Origin of the sequence: Maribacter luteus (assembly GCF_009674825.1) — a bacterium.
In the GTDB taxonomy this organism is placed as follows: Bacteria; Bacteroidota; Bacteroidia; order Flavobacteriales; family Flavobacteriaceae; genus Maribacter_A; species Maribacter_A luteus.
In genome coordinates this window covers 219,285-238,694 of record NZ_WKJH01000003.1, presented here as the reverse complement: position 1 = coordinate 238,694, position 19,410 = coordinate 219,285, and the positions used below count along the sequence as shown (strand labels likewise).

17 protein-coding genes are annotated in these 19,410 nt (G+C 40.0%); 6 read left to right on the top strand and 11 right to left on the bottom strand.

Annotation, left to right across the window (positions count from 1 at the left end; all coding sequences use genetic code 11):
- Positions 1-339 precede the first annotated feature (339 nt).
- Together GJ691_RS06795 and GJ691_RS06790 are read right to left on the bottom strand one after the other, a co-directional pair.
- Positions 340-2,103 (bottom strand): ATP-binding protein, encoded by a 1,764-nt coding sequence (locus GJ691_RS06795; RefSeq protein ID WP_154365118.1) that lies wholly within the window; start codon positions 2,101-2,103, stop codon positions 340-342.
- Between the two features lie 3 nt (positions 2,104-2,106).
- Positions 2,107-3,159 (bottom strand): SIR2 family protein, encoded by a 1,053-nt coding sequence (locus GJ691_RS06790; RefSeq protein ID WP_154365116.1) that lies wholly within the window; start codon positions 3,157-3,159, stop codon positions 2,107-2,109.
- A 362-nt stretch (positions 3,160-3,521) separates the two neighbouring features.
- Between GJ691_RS06790 and GJ691_RS06785 the strand changes: the two genes are divergently transcribed.
- Positions 3,522-4,505, top strand: coding sequence for a tyrosine-type recombinase/integrase (locus GJ691_RS06785; protein WP_246200134.1), 984 nt, complete (start codon positions 3,522-3,524; stop codon positions 4,503-4,505).
- Positions 4,506-4,514: 9 nt separating this feature from the next.
- On the opposite strand, the gene GJ691_RS06780 is transcribed toward GJ691_RS06785, so the two are convergent.
- The 3 genes from GJ691_RS06780 to GJ691_RS06770 all read right to left on the bottom strand — a co-directional run bounded on the left by GJ691_RS06780 (position 4,515) and on the right by GJ691_RS06770 (position 10,464).
- Entirely contained in the window at positions 4,515-5,810 is a 1,296-nt protein-coding gene (locus GJ691_RS06780; protein ID WP_154365147.1) for an amidohydrolase family protein, read from the bottom strand.
- A gap of 25 nt (positions 5,811-5,835) precedes the next feature.
- Positions 5,836-8,781 (bottom strand): amidohydrolase family protein, encoded by a 2,946-nt coding sequence (locus GJ691_RS06775; RefSeq protein WP_154365112.1) that lies wholly within the window; start codon positions 8,779-8,781, stop codon positions 5,836-5,838.
- Positions 8,782-9,351: 570 nt separating this feature from the next.
- Complete coding sequence (locus tag GJ691_RS06770) at positions 9,352-10,464, bottom strand: DUF3810 domain-containing protein (RefSeq protein WP_343033467.1); 1,113 nt, start codon at positions 10,462-10,464, stop codon at positions 9,352-9,354.
- A gap of 30 nt (positions 10,465-10,494) precedes the next feature.
- Between GJ691_RS06770 and GJ691_RS06765 the strand changes: the two genes are divergently transcribed.
- On the top strand, positions 10,495-11,955 hold the full coding sequence (locus tag GJ691_RS06765; RefSeq protein WP_154365110.1) for an aminoacyl-histidine dipeptidase: 1,461 nt from the start codon (positions 10,495-10,497) through the stop codon (positions 11,953-11,955).
- Between the two features lie 94 nt (positions 11,956-12,049).
- Positions 12,050-12,517 carry a CBS domain-containing protein gene (locus GJ691_RS06760; RefSeq protein ID WP_154365108.1) on the top strand — a complete coding sequence of 156 codons (468 nt, stop codon included), beginning with the start codon at positions 12,050-12,052 and terminating at the stop codon, positions 12,515-12,517.
- A gap of 133 nt (positions 12,518-12,650) precedes the next feature.
- Here the strand turns inward: GJ691_RS06760 and GJ691_RS06755 are convergent, their stop codons facing one another.
- Genes GJ691_RS06755 through GJ691_RS06745 form a run of 3 tightly spaced genes read right to left on the bottom strand, consistent with a single transcriptional unit; the run spans position 12,651 to position 15,371 of the window.
- Positions 12,651-13,799, bottom strand: a complete 1,149-nt coding sequence (locus GJ691_RS06755) for a peptidylprolyl isomerase (protein WP_154365106.1) — start codon at positions 13,797-13,799, stop codon at positions 12,651-12,653.
- Positions 13,800-13,809: 10 nt separating this feature from the next.
- Entirely contained in the window at positions 13,810-14,358 is a 549-nt protein-coding gene (gene gldI / locus GJ691_RS06750) for a gliding motility-associated peptidyl-prolyl isomerase GldI (RefSeq protein WP_154365104.1), read from the bottom strand.
- Positions 14,355-15,371: a DHH family phosphoesterase gene (locus GJ691_RS06745; RefSeq protein WP_154365102.1), complete on the bottom strand. Its 1,017-nt coding sequence runs from the start codon at positions 15,369-15,371 to the stop codon at positions 14,355-14,357. The genes gldI and GJ691_RS06745 overlap by 4 nt, the downstream gene beginning before the upstream one ends.
- Positions 15,372-15,709: 338 nt before the next feature.
- Between GJ691_RS06745 and GJ691_RS06740 the strand changes: the two genes are divergently transcribed.
- Positions 15,710-16,129: a nucleoside-diphosphate kinase gene (locus tag GJ691_RS06740; RefSeq protein WP_154365100.1), complete on the top strand. Its 420-nt coding sequence runs from the start codon at positions 15,710-15,712 to the stop codon at positions 16,127-16,129.
- A 75-nt stretch (positions 16,130-16,204) separates the two neighbouring features.
- Here GJ691_RS06740 and GJ691_RS06735 read toward each other — a convergent pair whose 3' ends face one another.
- Genes GJ691_RS06735 through recF form a run of 3 tightly spaced genes read right to left on the bottom strand, consistent with a single transcriptional unit; the run spans position 16,205 to position 18,002 of the window.
- Complete coding sequence (locus GJ691_RS06735; RefSeq protein WP_154365098.1) at positions 16,205-16,501, bottom strand: DciA family protein; 297 nt, start codon at positions 16,499-16,501, stop codon at positions 16,205-16,207.
- The gene (locus GJ691_RS06730; protein ID WP_154365096.1) at positions 16,501-16,920 is read right to left on the bottom strand and encodes a hypothetical protein; all 420 of its coding nucleotides are present in this window, start codon (positions 16,918-16,920) and stop codon (positions 16,501-16,503) included. Before GJ691_RS06730 ends, GJ691_RS06735 begins: the two co-directional genes overlap by 1 nt.
- Complete coding sequence (gene recF, locus GJ691_RS06725) at positions 16,917-18,002, bottom strand: DNA replication/repair protein RecF (protein ID WP_154365094.1); 1,086 nt, start codon at positions 18,000-18,002, stop codon at positions 16,917-16,919. Before recF ends, GJ691_RS06730 begins: the two co-directional genes overlap by 4 nt.
- Positions 18,003-18,126: 124 nt before the next feature.
- On the opposite strand from recF, the gene GJ691_RS06720 reads away from it, so the two are divergent.
- Positions 18,127-18,894, top strand: a complete 768-nt coding sequence (locus GJ691_RS06720) for a tetratricopeptide repeat protein (RefSeq protein WP_154365092.1) — start codon at positions 18,127-18,129, stop codon at positions 18,892-18,894.
- Positions 18,894-19,376, top strand: a complete 483-nt coding sequence (gene ribH / locus GJ691_RS06715; protein ID WP_154365090.1) for a 6,7-dimethyl-8-ribityllumazine synthase — start codon at positions 18,894-18,896, stop codon at positions 19,374-19,376. The genes GJ691_RS06720 and ribH overlap by 1 nt, the downstream gene beginning before the upstream one ends.
- Positions 19,377-19,410 lie beyond the last annotated feature (34 nt).

Below are 19,410 nucleotides of genomic sequence, written 5' to 3'. Positions count from 1 at the left end.
TCATAGCGCTGCGATGATGTAGCATTTCCGAAAGACCGGGAATCGAGGTACGAGATGAAGGGATTTTGGTCGACGCAGGCGAATGCTACATCATCGGCTCGAATATGCGTAGTGCGGGATTTCAAGGCACTTCACTGTCAAACCGCTACTGTGTTTATTAAATGCTTTAATTTTCAAATTTACCAAATCGCCCCGCATTACGTATATTTATTGTTAGGTTTTCGTGCTTTATTCTCCTCAGTCTGTCCGTGTGTTGGGGCAGCCATACTCTTTGACAAGTTTTGGTTTGCGCGTTGGCTTTTTGAGCGACTTGGCAATGTGTATGGTTGCGAAGGCTGGCTATTTCCTGCTTTGTTTTCTATAGTTTTCTACTGCTTTATTATAATCTGTTTTCTTATCTTTTTCATTCCATTCTGTCCAGAAATCAACTGTACTGCTTAAAGGTCGATTCTCTTCTTTTGGCATATCCAGCATAATTCTTGACGGCAATAATACTGCATCACCCAATACTATAGTCTCACCTACATCTAAAGTAGGTAGTATGTCCGCAAACACAGTAAGGTTGTCTGACATAAAAGATTTCACCGTGCTTTGGTCTTGTTTATTAGAAAGTCTTAAAGACATTATATTATTGCATTGACTAAGTATAGTTTCGCTTACATCAGAAGGTCTTTGACTGATTACAAGCAAACTAACACCATACTTTCGTCCTTCTTTGGCAATCTTCTCAAAGTTCTCTAATGCTCTTTTTTCATTCGGATTATTTTCACCTTTTTTCGGCAGATATAGATGAGCTTCATCACATACCAACGCTAAAGGGTGTCTTTCTGATTTTTCCGTCCAAAACTGGATATTGTATAAAATCCTAGCAACTAAACCAATAATAATAGGTAGTACATCAGATGGAACTTCTGAAAAGTCAATTATTTTAATACCTGAATTATTTTCTTTAAATTCTATTAATTGCTCAATGATTTCCGTCAAAGCAGTATAAGCATTAAGTTCAGACGGATGTTTAAATAAAAATCCATAACGCTTATCTGTAACTTTTACATCTAAACGAGTTAATAACCGACTGAAACTTCCATTAAAATCACCTTTCTTTTCACTTCCAGCTCTGGCACCTGGCACCATTTCTTCATTTAAACGTCTCAATTCTGCAATCACTGAATCAAGATTATAAGGCACAGGACTATCAATCGTAAATGAATTTATTACTTCATCCTTTTTGTTATCCCTTAAGTGTTTTAATTTTTCATCACCTACCAACTTTTGAAACATCATGACCTGATTGTGTGCAGAAAACTCAGAACGGTCAATAAACATAGCTTGCATTTCCTCTGAGTTAAGAAGCCAATAAGGAAGAAAGAGAATGTTATCATCCTTTGTTTCTAAATCATCTGGTCCAGCTATTCGTAATTGCTTTGCAAATTTTAATGTTGAATATTCCCCATGCAAATCAAAAACTATCATCTTAGTTGTTGGTAAATCTGCTGCTTTTTCAAGAATAGATGCAACTGTCCATGATTTACCAGAGCCTGTACTTCCAAGTATCGCGGCATGACGCTGAAAGAACTTGTCACCATTTAACTGAGCACGAGCCTTCTCACTTAGTGAATATTTACCTAAATCAAGTGAAACATCTGATTTTGACTTTGCAGAAAGCAAGCCCATAAATTTTTCTAGATTTTCACTCTCAATAGAAAATGCTTCGGCATCAATATCTGGAATCTCCTGAATAGAACGTGAAAAGTAATTTATTTCTGTCCCTTTTTTTCCTTTAAACGTTGCAACAATTGCTATTGTAACGATATTTGAAACTCTTTCAAGAATTGAATCTGCGCTTACGGGACTTGTATCTTCATCCTCATTGGGTTGTACTATTGTTTTTAGTTGTTCTGTTGAAGGATTTTTAATTACTCTTTCTACTATTGCAATTGCCCATTCTTCAACTGCTGATGAAATTTTTACCGCAACTAACCGACCGACTCTAGCAAGCTTAAGTTCTTTTGGTTTAACATCTAAGCTTAATTTAGTTGTATCAACATAAACTACTTTTCCAACGTAATCTGTTTCTGTATTAAAATCAAAAAGGTTTGCCATTATCTATAATATTTCATTTGCAAATTCGTCAATTTGCCAAATCGGTTTGTCATGTTCAATTTCTATTCCTTTGTAACTGATTATTGCACCTCCGTTATAATTATCACTAATTGCAATTATCTCTGGATTTTCACTAATTATCTTTTTTGCATTTCCGATTAAATCTTTAGTTACAATTATTGCTCTACGACTAACTTGATTTATATTTTGCCATATTTTTTTGTCAATATCAATGTCATTAAAGCCGTACCCGACAAATAAGTAGGTTTGAGCTTTATCGATTGCATTATCCATTTCTCGATAAAAGTGCCTATTCTCAACAATTCTCTTATGTTTTGTTTCTCCAGGTGTTATAATAAACCTTTCGTAATCATTGATACTTTCAAAATATGATAAGCTGTCATTGCGATAAACATTTTCATTTTTTACAAAATAGTTAAGAGAGCCATGTACTTTGTGTAATCTGACATGCGGCTTTATTTTAGAATAGACTTTTCTTGATTTACTATCATTTTCTAATCGGTTGAATAATTGCTCAGATTCTGCCCAATCAAATCTCTTTTGCATTCCGCCATAAAATCCATCATTATAATCTATATCACAATGTGATAATGCATTCTCAATAATCAAATCGTAGTTTGGTGTAATAATGTCAATTATTGGATTTGTATAGGAAAGAGCATTTTTAAGTCGTTCAAAAAGAGCAATAATTGGAATCTCTCCAATCGATATCTTTGAAATGTTTTGATAATTTACTTTCGCAACATGTTTTCCTGTTTCTACAATTATACTTTCAAGCAAAAAGTCGGACTTCACAACATTTAGCGAGTTTTCAAAGTCAATTTTCTTATTTAAGTTATCCAACACCAATTTCCATTCGGATTCCGCTTGTTTATCACCTAGAATAACAGAAGGAATAACTGATTTCAAATGAGATTCCAAAGCTCCCATTCCAAAAGCAAAATCAATTGAAATTGAACTTCCAGTTCCGATAATCAAAGCTAATTGCTTTCGAAGTCTTTCCTGTATTTCTTGATATATTTCGTCTAAATCCATTCTATCATATTGTATGTGTGCGTCGGCAAAAATTTGGCTCTTTTACAAGCTGAAGAATCAGCAAGTGTGTTGGAGCTTGTAAATGTGCCAAATGCGCGTTGGCTGTGTCGCTCTTTGCATGAAACCTAACACATAAATATGTGCATGTTTTATATTCACCTCCAATTTACACATTTTTCACTTAGACCTGTCATTATAGGGGATAACAATTTTTATGGTGTTATTCATTTTGTATATCATAATTAGGTATATTTAAAAAATGATATACAAAATACACAGTGAATTTAGCCCATTATATTTTTTTGCCTGATCAACATAGGGGTAAAAAGGTCATTCTAGTTCAATTTCCTTTTAATAAAACATTGCAAGACAATCTTAGAAAAAGATTTCCTTCGGCAAAATGGAGTAAAACCCGAAAATCATGGTATTTGCCAGACTTGCCCGTTGTGAGGCAACAATTAGGAATGAAACTACCCGATTTCAATGAAAAAAAAGTCATAGGAATTCACCCTGTAAATCGGCAAGCGTATTTGAATATGCAGAATCAGCTTAGTCTTAAAGCCTATAGCGGAAATACACAAAGAATATATCTTTCCGAAATGGCGCATCTGTTAAGGCTTTTGGGTTCCTATGAGCTAAATTCCCTTACACCTGATAAACTTAAAGATTATTTTCTCTATTGCGTGAAAACCGAAAAGATGGGGGAGCGAAAAATGAATGGAAAAATAAATGCGATAAAGTTTTATTTTGAACAGGTGCTGCACAGGCCTAAAATGTTTTTCGATATTCCAAGGCCTAAAAAACCCATTGTTTTGCCTAAAATGCTAAGCAAAGCGGAAGTGAAGAAAATACTGCACGTTACCACCAACCCTAAACATGCCATTGCGCTAAAAATGTGTTACGGTATGGGACTACGGGTTTCAGAGGTCGTAAGTGTTAAATTGGAACATATAGACAGTAGTAGAATGGTCGTTAGGGTTGTCGGCGCAAAGGGCAAGAAAGACAGGTATGTGCCTTTGCCTTCTTCATTGCTTTCTGGTTTACGAACCTATTACAAAGATTATAGGCCAAAGGTCTTTTTATTGGAAGGCCAATATGGTGGCCCGTATTCAAAGGGTAGTGTTCAACAGGCCTTTAAAAAAGCGATGCAAAAAGCAGGGATTAAAAAGAAAATCGGGGTTCATGGTTTAAGGCATAGCTATGCCACACATTTACTCGAGGCGGGTGCCGATATGCGTTTCATTCAAGTATTGTTGGGACACAATTCGATAAAAACAACCCAGGTGTATGCCAAAGTAACACCTAGGAGTTTATCGAACATTACCAGTCCATTGGATTCCCTGTAATCAAAGAATTCATTTAGGGCCGTACTTGCCTTTATACCGTTTCCATAATTCGGTTTGGTGGGTTTCCAAAGAAATATCCCTCCCATCAATGAACGCTTTGGTAATCTGGTTGCCCTTCATGTCCAACGCATCGCCATCAGCAATGAAAAGGGTGGCACTTTTGCCCACTTCCAACGTGCCATAAGAATCTTGCATGCCTAAAATTTGGGCGTTGTTTCCGGTAATGAGCTGTAGGGCTTGTTCCTTGTCCATGCCCTGGGCTACGACTTGTCCGGCATAAAAGGGTAGATTACGGGTCTGGAAATTGGCGGCATCACCGTTCTGTAAGCCTACCAATAACCCGGCATCGGTCAATAACTTTGGTAATTTATACGGTAGGTCATAATCCTCATCATCAAAGGTAGGCAGGCTATGCGTACGCTGTACCAAAACGGGAATGTTATGTTTCTTAAGAAAATCGGTGACCTTAAAGGCATGGTAACCGCCCACCAATACTACCTGTTCTATGCCGTTTTCCTTGGCCATGGTTATCCCGTCGATGATCTCTTTTTCCCCATCGGCTTTTATATACAATTTTTGTGAACCGTCGTAAAGCCCTTTCATGGCGGCAAATGCCGGATTCAACTGTGTACTCCCACTTTTGTTGTAAGCAGCTGCATGTTGCAAGAAGGTTTCCACTTCTTTCAATTGTTCGGCGTACTTTTTATTGGGCTGGTAACCTCGCGGTTCACCCATCCACCAGCGACCTTTTCGAAAGGTGTTCGGCCAATTCAAATGAATACCGTCATCTACTTTTACCGCGGCATCTTCCCAGTTCCAGGCATCGAACTGTACAATCGACGATGTGCCCGAAATACGCCCACCTTGGGGGGTTATTTGGCCTATGAGTATGCCGTTGGGCCGCATACTTTCTACTACTTGCGATTCGGCATTATAAGCGATAAGACTACGGACATGCGGAATCATTTCCCCGATTTCGTCCTGATCACTGGTGGCACGTACTGCATCTACCTCTACCAGTCCCAACGATTTGTTCGGGGCTATGAAACCTGGGTATACATGCCTGCCCTTACCTTTAATGACCGTTCCCCTTCTGGCGATCTTGGTCATGGCATTACCAACGAATGTCAGCTTGCCGTCCTCGAACATGATCAAGGCGTTTTCTATGACCTTTCCATTACCCAAATGGGCCGTGACCCCATCGATAGATATCGCTTCTTGCTGCTTTGGGGCAGGGGTTTGTTGTGCCGTTCCCATAAAAAAAGTAACTAGGGCGAGAACAAAACCATATATCGGATTTTTCATTGTATTTTTCATATTCTTTACCTTTTTAGAGTGAATCGCAGTGAAACTTTTCTTTTTTAGTGTTCCTTGGGGCCTGGGTTTTGGCGCCGCTTTCTTTTTCCTTGAGCATCATTCCGATGAGTTTGTTACGTTCTACGGAAATGGATTCACGCTGTAATTTATCTTTTTCCAGATCGAAATAGGTGGCACCTTCGATCAATGTTTTCTCTGCCTTGGCATAGACGGATAAAGGATTGTCGCTCCAAAGTACCAGATCGGCATCTTTGCCTTCTTTGATGCTGCCCACACGCTCATCTATATGTAGTAGTTTTGCCGGATTTATGGTGACCATTTTCCAGGCTTCAAGCTCTGAAACACCGCCGTATTTGATGGTTTTGGCCGCTTCTTGGTTCAATCTGCGCGACATTTCGGCATCATCACTATTAATGGCTACCGTAAGGCCTTGGTTTTGCATTATGGCCGCATTGTAGGGTATGGCATCCTTTACTTCATATTTATAGGCCCACCAATCACTGAATGTTGAGGCGCCCACCCCGTGCTCGGCCATTTTATCGGCAACTTTGTAACCTTCTAATATGTGGGTGAAGGTGTTTACCTTAAAATTGAATTTCTCAGCGACCTTCATCAGCATATTGATCTCGCTCTGCACATAGGAATGGCAACTGATGAAACGTTCCCCATTGAGTATTTCGACCAGGGTCTCCATTTCCTCATCGTGGCGATAAGGTTTGCCGCTTTTCTTTTTTACCTCGTATTCCTTGGCCCGCTGAAAGTAGTTCATGAATACTTGTTCAACACCCATTCGTGTCTGTGGAAAACGACTGAAACTTTGCCAATTACTTTGTTTAACATTTTCCCCCAATGCGAATTTTATGAATTTGGGAGAATTGTCATAGATCATGTTCTGTGCACTTTCTCCCCATTTCAGTTTCAATAGGGCAGATCGGCCGCCGATAGGATTGGCCGAACCATGTAGCAATTGTAAGGAGGTAACCCCACCTGCCAAATTCCTATAAATATCAATATCCTCAGGATCAACCACATCTTCCATTTTTACCTCTGCGGAGGAGTTTTGTCCGGCCTCATTAATGGCCAAGGCCGCTAAATGGCTATGTTCGTCTATAATGCCTGCTGTTAAATGTTTGTCTGTGGCATCAATGACCTTTGCCCGGCCAGCATTTAGGCCTTTGCCTATTTTTACGATTTTACCGTCTTTTACCAGTACATCGGTATTTTCCAGGATTCCGGCTTCTTCACTTGTCCATACCGTAGCATTTCTGAACAGTATATTTTCCGGTTTAGGGATCTCTGAATACCCATAACCGATATTCGGGAACGTTACAGGTACTATTTCAGGAGTGCCCACAGCTACCTTTTCTTTATCCTTTTCAGCAAAGGGCTTGTTCCTGGTTATGGTAAATGGGGCTTCTTTACCATTGGGTAAGGACAATGAACCCGTTAAAGGGATCGAGCTGTCTTTTACCAAGGTCGATAAACGGTACAATTGGTCATCTTTTGAAAATGAAAGTAGCAACCATTCATCTTTAAAAGTCATTTTGGAGGAATAGGTAACGGTATCCTTAGTGACTTTTATCTTTGGTTTTTCGGCTTTGCCGGAAATAGAGAGAGCAAAGGTCTCCCCAGCAGATTTTAAATCGTATTCACCCCGGATATCAATAAGGTCCAAATCGGTGATGACGTTCTTGGTACCCTGAACCCAATTTTCATATAAGGTGGTGCCTTTAGCGAATATATCTCCTGAAGTGATCAGGAAATTGGCCAAATGCCCTTGTTGTAAAGATCCTATTTTATCCGAGCGGCCCATTATCTGTGCAGGTACGGTCGTAAGCGCTTCTAGGGCTTTCGTTTTTGGGAGTCCGTAGGTAATGGCTTTTCGTAGATTATCCATTAATTTCGAGGGGGACTTCAATCCGTTCAGGGTGAATGAAAAAGTGACGCCGTTTTCAGCGAGTATTTTCGGGTTGGCCGGTGCTTGGTTCCAATGCCTCATATCTTCCAAAGCAACATACATGGCTTGGTTCGGGTCGCTTACATCAAATGCATCAGGAAAATTCAACGGGATTATGAGTCGGGCATTGGTGTTTTTTATGTCGGCAATGGTTTCATATTCATCGCCTCCACCTAGAATAGTGTATTGTATGCCGTTGGCATCCCCGATTCCGTCTGCACGTACAATATTGCCCTTATCACCTGCGGCAAAAATCTGAACCAAACCTTTATTGGCATTCAAGGCCTCTAGAGAGCGGTCTTTCGTATCTACATTGCCTTTGGCGTACCAATCCGCATCGGTGTACATTTGGCGAACCAAGGCCATCGCCCCCATTAAGGAAGTGGGGTAGCTTTGTCTTGAAGCTATGCTTTTTGTGAAAGAGAAATATTGGCCCGAACGGTCATCCAGGACCCTTTGGGAATCATCACCCTTTCCGTTAAGGGCAATAAGTATTCCCGTGCCTCGGGCAATACCATCTTGTATATGTGAATTAACGACGCCAAAACCTGCATTTCTAAGTTCCTTGGCCTTTTTTTCATCGTATTTGAATGCGTTGATCGCATTCTTTTCGGGCATTATATGGTCGTTCCAATAAAAACCTTCCCGTGTTGGGTTGTATTGTGGGGATCGTCTTGAACCTTCCGCTTTTTTAGGTTTGCTAACCCCAAAATCCGAATAAATATCGATGAAAGAAGGATAGATTGTTTTTCCTTTTAGATCAATGGTAACGGTGTTCTTGGGCAGGGTTACCGATGAACCTACCTGTACCACCTTTCCATTCTGGATCAGTAAGGTTCCTTGTTCTACGACCTGTGTGGGTGTTACATAGATTTTTGCATTCGTAAAGGCCGTGTAATTGTTGTTTTTTGACTTTACCCCTTCGTTTTCGGGAAAGTAATCTTGGGCCAATAAGGTTGCACTACACCAAAGCAGTGTAAGTGCCAAGAGTTTCATTTTCATAGAGTTGGTTTAGTAGTTAAGCAACTAAAGATAGAAGAAGCATTTAAACAACGTAAATGCGTTAACTTTTTTTAACGTTTTAGTGTGAAAGTTAAAAGCTAGAGGTTGAGTAAAAGGAGGGATTCCGAAGGTCAAAAATCCAAATTCCGTAACATAATTATCAAATACCTGCAGACCGACCACTGCTTACTCTCTTATTGGCCTTTGGCTGTTAGCTCTTTGCCTTTGGCTATTAGCCTTTAGCTGTTAGCTTTTAGCTCTTTGCCTTTGGCTGTTGGCCTATGGCTGTTAGCTTTTGGCTTTTAACTTTTTAACTTAAAGATGATCAACTGATCACTGCCCACTGCTTACTGAACACTACTTACTCTTTTATTGGCCTTTGGCTCTTTGCTTTTGGCTCATTGCCTTTGGTTGTTAGCTTTTCGCTCTTAACTTTTTAACTTAAAAATGTCAACTGATCACTGCCCACTGAATACTGCCTACTGCCCACTGCTTACTCTTTTATTGGCCTTTGGCTCTTAGCTCTTAACTTTTTAACTTAAAGATGATCAACTGATCACTGCTTACTGTTCACTGTATCGGATGTTCCTTATGATACGTTACCATAAGTGAAACCACGGCATTATAACTCTTTATACCCTTTTTTTGATTGTTCGCTTTTAGGAACGTATTGAAAATGGATTTGAAAACGGGTTCCATAGGATTTTCGAACGACTGCCAGAAATGGGCCATTTCTTCAAAATTCTTTCGTGTGCCCGGATTCAACTTGGCATACATTTCCTTGAATTTGGCTTCGTCGTTTCTTCTTAAGTCACTAAGACAATACGTTAAGGCATAAGCGTAGGCGGAATATTGAAAATACGTATCTGGATTGTAAAGCGTGGCCAAATACCCTATGAAATTGGTTTCGTTCTCTGCGGAATAGCCAACTTGGTGGCCAATTTCATGTCCCGCAACCACAGGAAACCTGAAATTCGGGAGTCGCCCGTTTACTTGTGCCTCATGGGTAAACGGGTTTAGGTAACCGCCATACCCCATATAACTTAATCCCGTACTGAAAAGTGAGGTTTTAATGCTCGGATGCCGATAAGCCAAGAAGGGATAGGTTTTTTCAAGATTTTCATATCCGATCAAGGTTTTTTCAAAAATTTCTTTTTTGGTGTAGGGTGTAGCAACTGCCAAAGCCGTATCCTTGGTAATCTGGTATTGTAGTGCGTTGGTTTTTGCTATCAAAGCTTCCGTCAAGGTCAATAGTTCAGTATCGGTATGTCGGTCTTCAAGAGCGAACCTTTTGGCAATGGGTTCGCGATAATAATTGAGTCCCCATAGCAAATGAAAGGTGAAGTACGCGATCGACAGGATAAATACGATGTTCCGAATAAACAATAAGGGAAAGGTTTTAATGTGCAGCCTATGTACCCAAACATATCTGATCGCCAAAAGGGATAATGTAAAATAGAGGATATCGCCGATAGAAAAGGGAATCCATCCGTATAAAATCCTAAAGAACCCCGATATCATAGGATACAGGCTGTTACTATAATACTTTTCGATGGTATCCGGGTGGTTTCCCAGCCATTTTACGAGTACAATCTGTGGAATAATAGATAACGCGACCCAATTTTTGATTTTATCGACCATGGTTTCAAAAATAGGGATTAATACCCTAAATCTCGCTCGCATGCCGTACTTTTGAAGTGCAAAAATTATAGTATGAGTAAAGAAGTAAGACAGTTGGAACCACAGTGTGTTTGGAATAAATTCGCTGATTTGAACGAGGTGCCCAGACCTTCGAAAAAAGAAGAAAGAGTTATAAAGTTCATGTTGGATTTTGGTAAGTCCCTTGGGTTGGAAACCTTTTCGGATAAGGTGGGGAACGTGATCATCAGAAAACCGGCCACTGCAGGTATGGAAGACCGGAAAAAAGTTACCCTGCAATCCCATTTGGATATGGTACATCAAAAGAATGCGGATACAAAGTTCGATTTTGATGCAGAAGGGATAAAAATGTATATCGATGGTGATTGGGTAAGGGCCAAAGGAACCACTTTGGGTGCGGATAACGGATTGGGAGTGGCCACGATCATGGCCTTGTTGGAAAGTACCGATATTCCCCATCCTTTTTTAGAGGCATTGTTCACCATTGATGAAGAAACAGGAATGACTGGGGCCATGGGGCTTGAAGGTGGGGTATTGCAAGGTGATATCCTATTGAATTTGGATACTGAGGATGATGATGAGATAGATATCGGCTGCGCCGGAGGAATAGATGTAACGGCAACACGAAGTTATAAAGAGGAAGCTGTTGGTCCTGATGCGATTGGGTGCTCCATTACCGTAAAAGATTTACAGGGCGGCCATAGTGGAATGGACATAGACAAAGGATTGGGAAATGCGAACAAGATCATGAACCGTTTGCTTTTCAATGCCATGGAATCTTTCGATATACAGATTTCCGAGATAGACGGGGGTAGTTTGCGTAACGCCATCCCTAGGGAAAGTTTTGCCAAAATTGCGGTGAAAAGAAACGATGCCCATGACTTTGAAAGTGCATTCAAGCAGTGGGCAAAGACGATAAAGAACGAGTTGTCGGTTAAAGAACCCGAGCTGTCGATTACCATGGTTTTGTCAGAACCTCCGGCAAAAGTAATGGAGGAAGCTAGTCAGGATAAAGTCATAAAATCAATTTATGCGGCCCACAATGGTGTATATGCCATGAGCGCGGCCATACCTGATTTGGTCGAAACGTCGAACAACATCGCCCGTGTCTTGGTCAAAGACGGACAAATAAAAATAGGTTGTTTAACCCGATCATCGGTTAATTCCGCAAAAATGGATTTGGCGAACGCCCTTAAATCAGCTTTCGAAATGGCCGATTTCAAAGTTGAATTGGATGGTGACTATCCCGGTTGGAACCCCAATCCTGATTCTGATATTTTAAAGGTGTTAGAAGCTAAATACGAGTCTTTATTCAATGAAAAACCAAGGGTAGTGGCCTGCCATGCCGGGTTGGAATGTGGGATACTAGGACAAAATTATCCCGAAATTGATATGATCAGTTTTGGCCCAACGATCAAAGGAGCCCACTCCCCAGATGAAAGAGCGAGCATTGCATCCGTGCAAAAGTTCTGGAAATTCGTATTGGAGGTGCTTAAGGATATTCCCAAAAATTAACATTTATTGAAAGAATGGCATAATAAATTAACTTGTAATATTCATTTTGTTTATTTATATTATTTAACTTTAAGTAATAGTAAAATGTAAGGTTATGGGTATAAAAAGTTTTCAAGGAGCAAGAAAAAATCAAAACGCCACAGAGGAAATTCCACTAAAGGTCAGTGATTATATGACCACGAAGCTTATAACTTTTCGGCCAGAACAATCTGTCGAGGAAGTAATCGATGCTCTGATCAGCAATAGGATTTCTGGCGGACCCGTGGTCAATGACAAGAATGAGTTAGTGGGGATCATATCCGAAGGGGATTGTATTAAACACATAAGTGATAGTCGTTATTACAATATGCCCATGGAAGATGGTTCCATTGAAAAGAAGATGGTACGCAACGTTGAGACCATCGACGGTAATATGAATATCTTCGATGCGGCGAACAAATTCCTCAATGATAAACGCAGGCGTTTTCCCATTGTGGAAGATGGTAAATTAGTAGGCCAGATTTCCCAGAAGGATATTCTAAAGGCTACCGTTATGTTAAAATCCCAGAATTGGAAAAAATGATCCTTACGGTAAAGTTCCGATTATAACCTGTAATGTTTCATTCAAAGGGTAAATAATCTGTACTGAAAAAAAGGCATAAAAAAATCCCGAAACCATATTTGGTTTCGGGATTTTTTAAATTAAGTATTAATTGCTATTCGGCGATTCCTGTGATCTCCAAATCGAATATTAGGTTTGAATTCGGTGGAATTGGGCCACTACCTTGCTCTCCGTAACCTAAATATGGGGGAATGAACAAGCGAACCTTGTCACCGACTTTCATGGTCAAAAGTCCTTCCTTGAAACCTGGGATCAATCCGGCATCCGGACTGTAAGGCATAGGTATTGCTTCGTAACCTCGACCGGCTTTTCTACGTTCATTGAATTGAAGGAACTTTTTGGCCACTTCTTCATAGTTACTGTCAAAGAGAGTGCCGTCTTCCAGGTAACCCGCATAGAATACCTTTACTTTTTGTCCAACGGTTGGCTTTTCACCCGAACCTTCGACCAAAGTCAAAATCTGTAAACCTGATGGCAGGGTATTCGCTTTCTCTTTATCGGCAGCCAAGGCGGCTTTGAATTCCGGCAACATTTTATCATAGGCTTCTTGAAGGGCTTTCTTCTCTTTTTCTTCTTCGGCCAACCTTTTTTTCTCGGCATCGAAATAATCGGTCATGACCTGCACGGCATCGAATTTTTTGGCGGCTTTACCATTACGGATAATCACGACCGAGTTCATAACCACATCCTCAACAGGTTTGTCTTTCTGTGGGGCTCTTGAGGTTTCTACATTTGCGATAGAGTCTACGACATCCATCCCTTTTACGACTTCCCCGAAAACGGTGTGTCTTCCGTCTAGGAAAGGGGTTTCTTTGTGGGTAATGAAAAATTGGCTACCGTTGGTGGTAGGACCCGAATTTGCCATGGAAAGAATGCCGGCCTTGTCATGGGTCAATGAATCATTGAACTCATCTTTGAATTTGTACCCTGGGTTTCCGCTTCCTGTGCCGGTTGGGTCGCCTGTCTGTATCATGAAATCTTTAATGACCCTATGGAAAATGACTCCGTCATAATACTTTTTGCCTTTGTATTCCTCACTTACGAAAGGATTTGTTCCTTCTGCAAGGGAAACGAAGTTAGCCACCGTTATGGGTGTTTTTTCATCTTCCAATTTAACTACGATATCACCTTTGTTGGTTTGTATATCTGCGAAGATGCCATCGCCTAAATCGGTGTATTTGCTCGATTTGCAGCTCACAATGGCCATTGAAAGAGTAAGTAAAAATAGAAAGGGTTTTCTCATTGTTATCAGTTTAATTTTGAATACTATCTTGTTGTTTTTGAATTTTTAATAAGGTAACCGTTGCCTTAATGGGCACATTTACCCCTATTTTACGTTCATCCCCGTGATAGCCATAGGCTAGGGAAGAAGGGAATAGGAAGGTAGCGGTCTCGTTTTCCTTCAATAATTTTATACTGTTCCGTAGTCCGGGGAAAAGTTCTTGTTTATCTACTTTGTAATTGAAAACACCAATTTCTTCTTGGGTGTATATGGTGTCGTTGTTGAACCCCATTACGTTGTAGGTCATGGTAACAAGGTCATCGGGTTGTGGGGTATAATCGGCCTGATCGTTCTTTTGTTCATAATAATACCAAGTTCCGGTATTGCTATGGTTGTATTTGTGAAGTGAATCCCTTTTAATGATTTCATTGATCATGCTTTCTTCCAAGGCCAACAATTTTTTACTACGTTCAATAGAGGAATTGATGTGGCCACTTTTCGTTTGTACGGGCCGTCTGGGTTCGGGACTTCCGCAACCGAATAGTAATAGGGCCGTCAAAAATATGGAAAACTGTTTCATGGGTTTAATTGGGTCTTATATTCTTTTAAAAGCGATACAAAATATTCAGCGGTTTCCTTTAAAGGTATATCGCTGCGTCCTCCGGCTGCATTGGTATGCCCACCTCCGTTAAAATGCTTTCTGGCAAATTCGTTTACAGAGAATTCCCCTTCCGACCGGAATGAAATTTTAATAATACCTTCTTCCCTGTTTTCTATGAAGATCACGGCAAAACGTATACCGTGAAGGGTAAGTCCGTAATTCACGAATCCTTCGGTATCGCCTTTTTGAAAACCATACGTATCCAGTTCATCTTGGCTGAGGGTTATATAGGCCGTATTATATTCTTCCAAAATAACCATGTTCTTTAGGGCGCAACCCAAAAGATGCAATCGGTTTGGTGTATTGGTATCGAAAACAAGATTGTGTGCCTTTGTGTTTTCCGCTCCTTTGTCGATCAAGTTAGCGACTACACGATGGGTTCTACTTGTTGTGGACGAATATTTGAACGAACCCGTATCGGTCATTATCCCCGTATAAAGGCAAATCGCCATTTCTGGGGTGATCTTGTCCTCATCCCCTAAAAACTCAATAAAGTTATAGACCATTTCACAGGTAGAGCTCATTAATACATCCGAATACATATATTGTGCATAATCGGCAGGTGCTTGGTGGTGGTCTATCATGACGAAAGTGGCGTCGCTTTCAATTAGAACGGGTTCCATTTGTGCAATACGCCCCAGATGGTTGAAATCCAAGGTAAAGATTATCGTAGCCTCATTGATCAGTGCTTTCGATTGGGAATTTTCCTTTTCAAAATTCATGATCTGATCCTGACCGGGCATCCATTTTAGAAACTTTGGAAAGTCATTCGGAACTATGATCTGGGCGTTCTGTCCCCTGTTCTTTAGGTAATGCCATAAGGCCAATGTTGAGCCAATTGCATCCCCATCGGGATTCTTATGGGGTATGATTACTATTTTCTGGGGTTCGGAAAGCAGCTTTGCTACCGCGTTTATGTCCTCTAAATTCATGCCACCAAATATAGTAATATAGCATGGACTTTCATCACAATGACCTATTTTTACATAGTATAAGTCCATCTAGAAAATGAATCGATTTCTTTTCCTTTTAGTGGTAAGCTTACTTTTGGTAAGTTGCAAACCAAAACAGGGATTCGGTCTTCATATTTCCGACCCCGATACATTCATCGTAGCTTTTGGTTCTTGCAACCTACATGATGAAACCAATCATTTATGGGTAATGTTTTGGAGGCAAGGCCATTTGCTGGCTCAAATGTAGCAATCATATTAATTTAAGTAGCTTTAGGATTTTTGGGAATTAAACGTATTTTTGACAAAATTTTTTAAAAATGACAACAAATAGAACTTTTACGATGATCAAACCCGATGCGGTTGAAAAAGGACACATTGGAGCCATCCTTGAGAAAATCAATTCTGCGGGATTCAAAATCGTAGCCATGAAATTTACCCAGTTGAGCAAGGGCGATGCTGAAAAATTTTATGAAATACATAATGAACGTCCGTTTTTTGCTGATTTGGTCCAATTTATGACCCGGGGTCCTATCGTAGCCGCTATTTTGGAAAAGGAAAATGCCGTTGAGGATTTTAGGGCTTTAATCGGTGCCACCAATCCGGCCGAAGCTGCAGAAGGTACCATTCGTAAAATGTTTGCTACCAGTATTTCGGAAAATGCGGTGCATGGATCGGATAGTGATGAAAATGCAGCAATAGAAGGTGCTTTTCATTTTTCAGGAAGGGAAGTTTACTAAACCCAGAAGACTTTTAAATTCAAATAAAACCTGCAGGGATACCAATTTAATGGTATTTCCTTGCAGGTTTTTCTTTTATCGCAGTATTATTTTCTTGACAAGGTCTTTTCCGAGTTCCTCATTCAACATTTGTACTATTTTAGATTTCCCCAAACTCAACTCTTCACGCAAAACCGATGAGGATAAGGAAACATATAGTGTCTCATTACGAAGTTCAATGGCCGTAGTATAATTGTTTACACCATTACCCATTAAATTTACCCAAGCTTCACGGGCATTCACTTTGTCAATGCCTTTCTGAAGTTTGTTCTTCTGTATAAAATCATTAAGGGCGTCGCGTAATGGTACGTTGTCTTTTTTTTGTGCTGTCATTATTTTTGAACGTTTATGGGTTGAAAACGTTTATAGGTATAAGTAATATTGTCAGTGTTTGTAACTGAAAATGAATCCGCCTGTAATGAATTGAGTTTTTCTGTCCATTCACTCAATTCGGTTTTGTAATGAAATTCATATCCCTCCGGTTTTTCTATCAATTCGAAATGTTCCGAATCGTTGGAAGTGTCATAGGTTCCATCGAGTTGGGGATATACCTTTTTCCTGAATCCTGAAAGATCTTTAATTTGAATATAATCAACGGTGGTATTTACCGAATATGCCTTGGTCTCGCCATTCGGCAAGTTAACCTGTTCTATTTCCCAGTAACCGTTCAATAAGGTTAGATCTTCGGGCGAGACTTTTTCTTTACATGATGAAAGTATCAATATGATACCGAAAAATAAAATTCGCTTCATGATTCCAGTTTAAATATTTTGTAAGATTGATGTATGTTCTTAATAATGTTTTCGGTGCGTTCGGCGTGGGTGTCACTGATAAAGATCTGACCAAAATTCTCATTGTCAACAAGGCCTACAATGTGGGCGACCCGATTTTCATCCAACTTATCAAAAATATCATCCAATAAAAGGATCGGAGTGGTTTTGGCCTGCTCTTTTATAAAATGGAACTGGGCGAATTTAAGAGCGATCAAAAACGATTTCTGTTGGCCTTGACTGCCGAATTTTTTAATGGGGTGGCCAGTAATCTCAAAACTCAGATCGTCTTTATGTATCCCTACGGATGTATACTGTAATATACGGTCCTTTTCCAGGCTCTCGGACAATAATGTGAGTAGGTCTTTCTGTTGTAACTTGCTGTCATAATTCAACATTACCTCTTCATTACCGCCGGAAATGGCATTGTATTGTTCCTTGAAAATAGGTATAAATGCCTCAATGAATTTTTGGCGCTTGTTGAATATTTTTGTGCCGTAGGTGTTTAATTGTTCGTCATAGACCTGTAGGGTGGCTTGATCAAAAGTGCGGTTGGCCACAAAGTATTTCAGTAAGGAGTTACGCTGTAGCAGCACCTTGTTATATTTTATAAGTGTCTGTAAGTACTCTTTGTCAGATTGTGAAATGACCCCGTCAATGAATTTTCTACGTGTATCGCTACCTTCAATGATCAGATCCCGGTCTGCCGGTGATATAATGACCAAGGGCAATAACCCAATATGGTCCGACAGGCGATCATAGGCTTTTCCGTTTCGTTTTATGATTTTTTTCATGCCTTTTTTAAGGCTGCAAACAATTTTTTCCTCCCGATCCGATTTTTCGAATTCACCCTCAATAACGAAAAATTCTTCCCCGTGTTTAATGTTTTGGGTGGCTACGGGATTAAAATAACCTTTGCCAAAGGTCAGATGGTAAATGGCATCCAAGGCATTGGTTTTCCCAATTCCATTAGGGCCAACAAAGCAATTGATCTTTACGTCGAAATCAAATGTCTGTGTGTCAAAATTCTTATAATTGATGAGCGATAATCTCTTAAGAAACATTATGGAAACCTCGGTTTTTTAAAAAGTGGAACAAGGGTATCTTGCAAAATATCAAAAATAACGAATAAATACCGCTTCGGATTTCAATAAAAACTTTATTTTTGCGCGATTAATAAAATTACCAATGGCAACATATAAAAAGAGGGGTTACAAACCTAAAAATAAAGTTGAAGAGCAAAAATTCGATGAACAGGAAAGTACAACGGCCGAGGTGTTCAGTACCTTGGACGAAAGTGCTTCGAAAACCGAGGAGTGGGTTTCCAAAAACCAGAATTACATCCTAGGGGTCATTGGTCTCATTGCCGTTGCCGTTTTGGGTTATTTGGCATATATCCAATTTATTCAAAAACCTAAGGATGCCGAAGCGACCAATGAGTTGTTATATCCACAACAATATTTTGAACAAGCCCTGAATACCACCACAGCAAAAGATTCTTTATATAGCTTGGCATTGAACGGTGCAGAGGGTAAATATGGTTTCTTGGATATCATTGAAGAATATTCCGGTACAAAAGCGGCCAATTTGGCTAATTATTCTGCTGGAATGGCTTATTTGGATATGAACAATTATCAGGAAGCAATTGATCATTTGGAAAAATTCTCTTCCGATGACGCTATTTTAGGGGCCCTTGCGAAAGGTGGATTGGGAGATGCGTTCATGCAATTGGAACAACCTGAGGATGCCTTGGGCTATTATGAAAGTGCGGTCAAACATAGTAATAATGACTTTACCACACCTAAATTCCTCTATAAATCCGGAGTTACGGCTTTGGAATTGAAGCAAAACGATAAGGCCTTGAAATATTTTCAGAGAATAAAGGACGAGTTTCCTAAATCAGATGCCGCCAATACCATTGATGCTTTTATAGCAATGGCCAAAAGCACAAATTAATGGCTACAGAGAATAAGAATTTATCCGAATACGATAAAGCAACGATCCCAAATGCGAAAAACCTTCGCTTTGGGATCGTTGTTTCTGAATGGAATTCCCAAATTACCGAGGGTCTGTATGAAGGGGCGTTAGAAGCCTTGGTCGATTGCGGGGCTATTAAAGAAAATATCATTCGTTGGAATGTGCCCGGTAGCTTTGAACTTACTTATGGTTCAAAAAAAATGATCGAAACCCAGCAGGTAGATGCGGTCATTGCCATAGGTAGTGTAATACAAGGTGAAACCAAACATTTTGATTTTGTTTGCAGTGCCACGGCCCAAGGTATAAAGGATTTGAATGTCTTGCACGACACACCTGTTATCTTTTGTGTACTTACCGATAACAACATGCAACAAGCCATTGACCGTAGTGGTGGCAAACATGGTAACAAAGGTGCAGAGGCGGCTGTTGCAGCTATAAAAATGGCTGTTTTGGGCCAATAAGGTTCCATGTTTTACTACCTACTACCAAAAATAA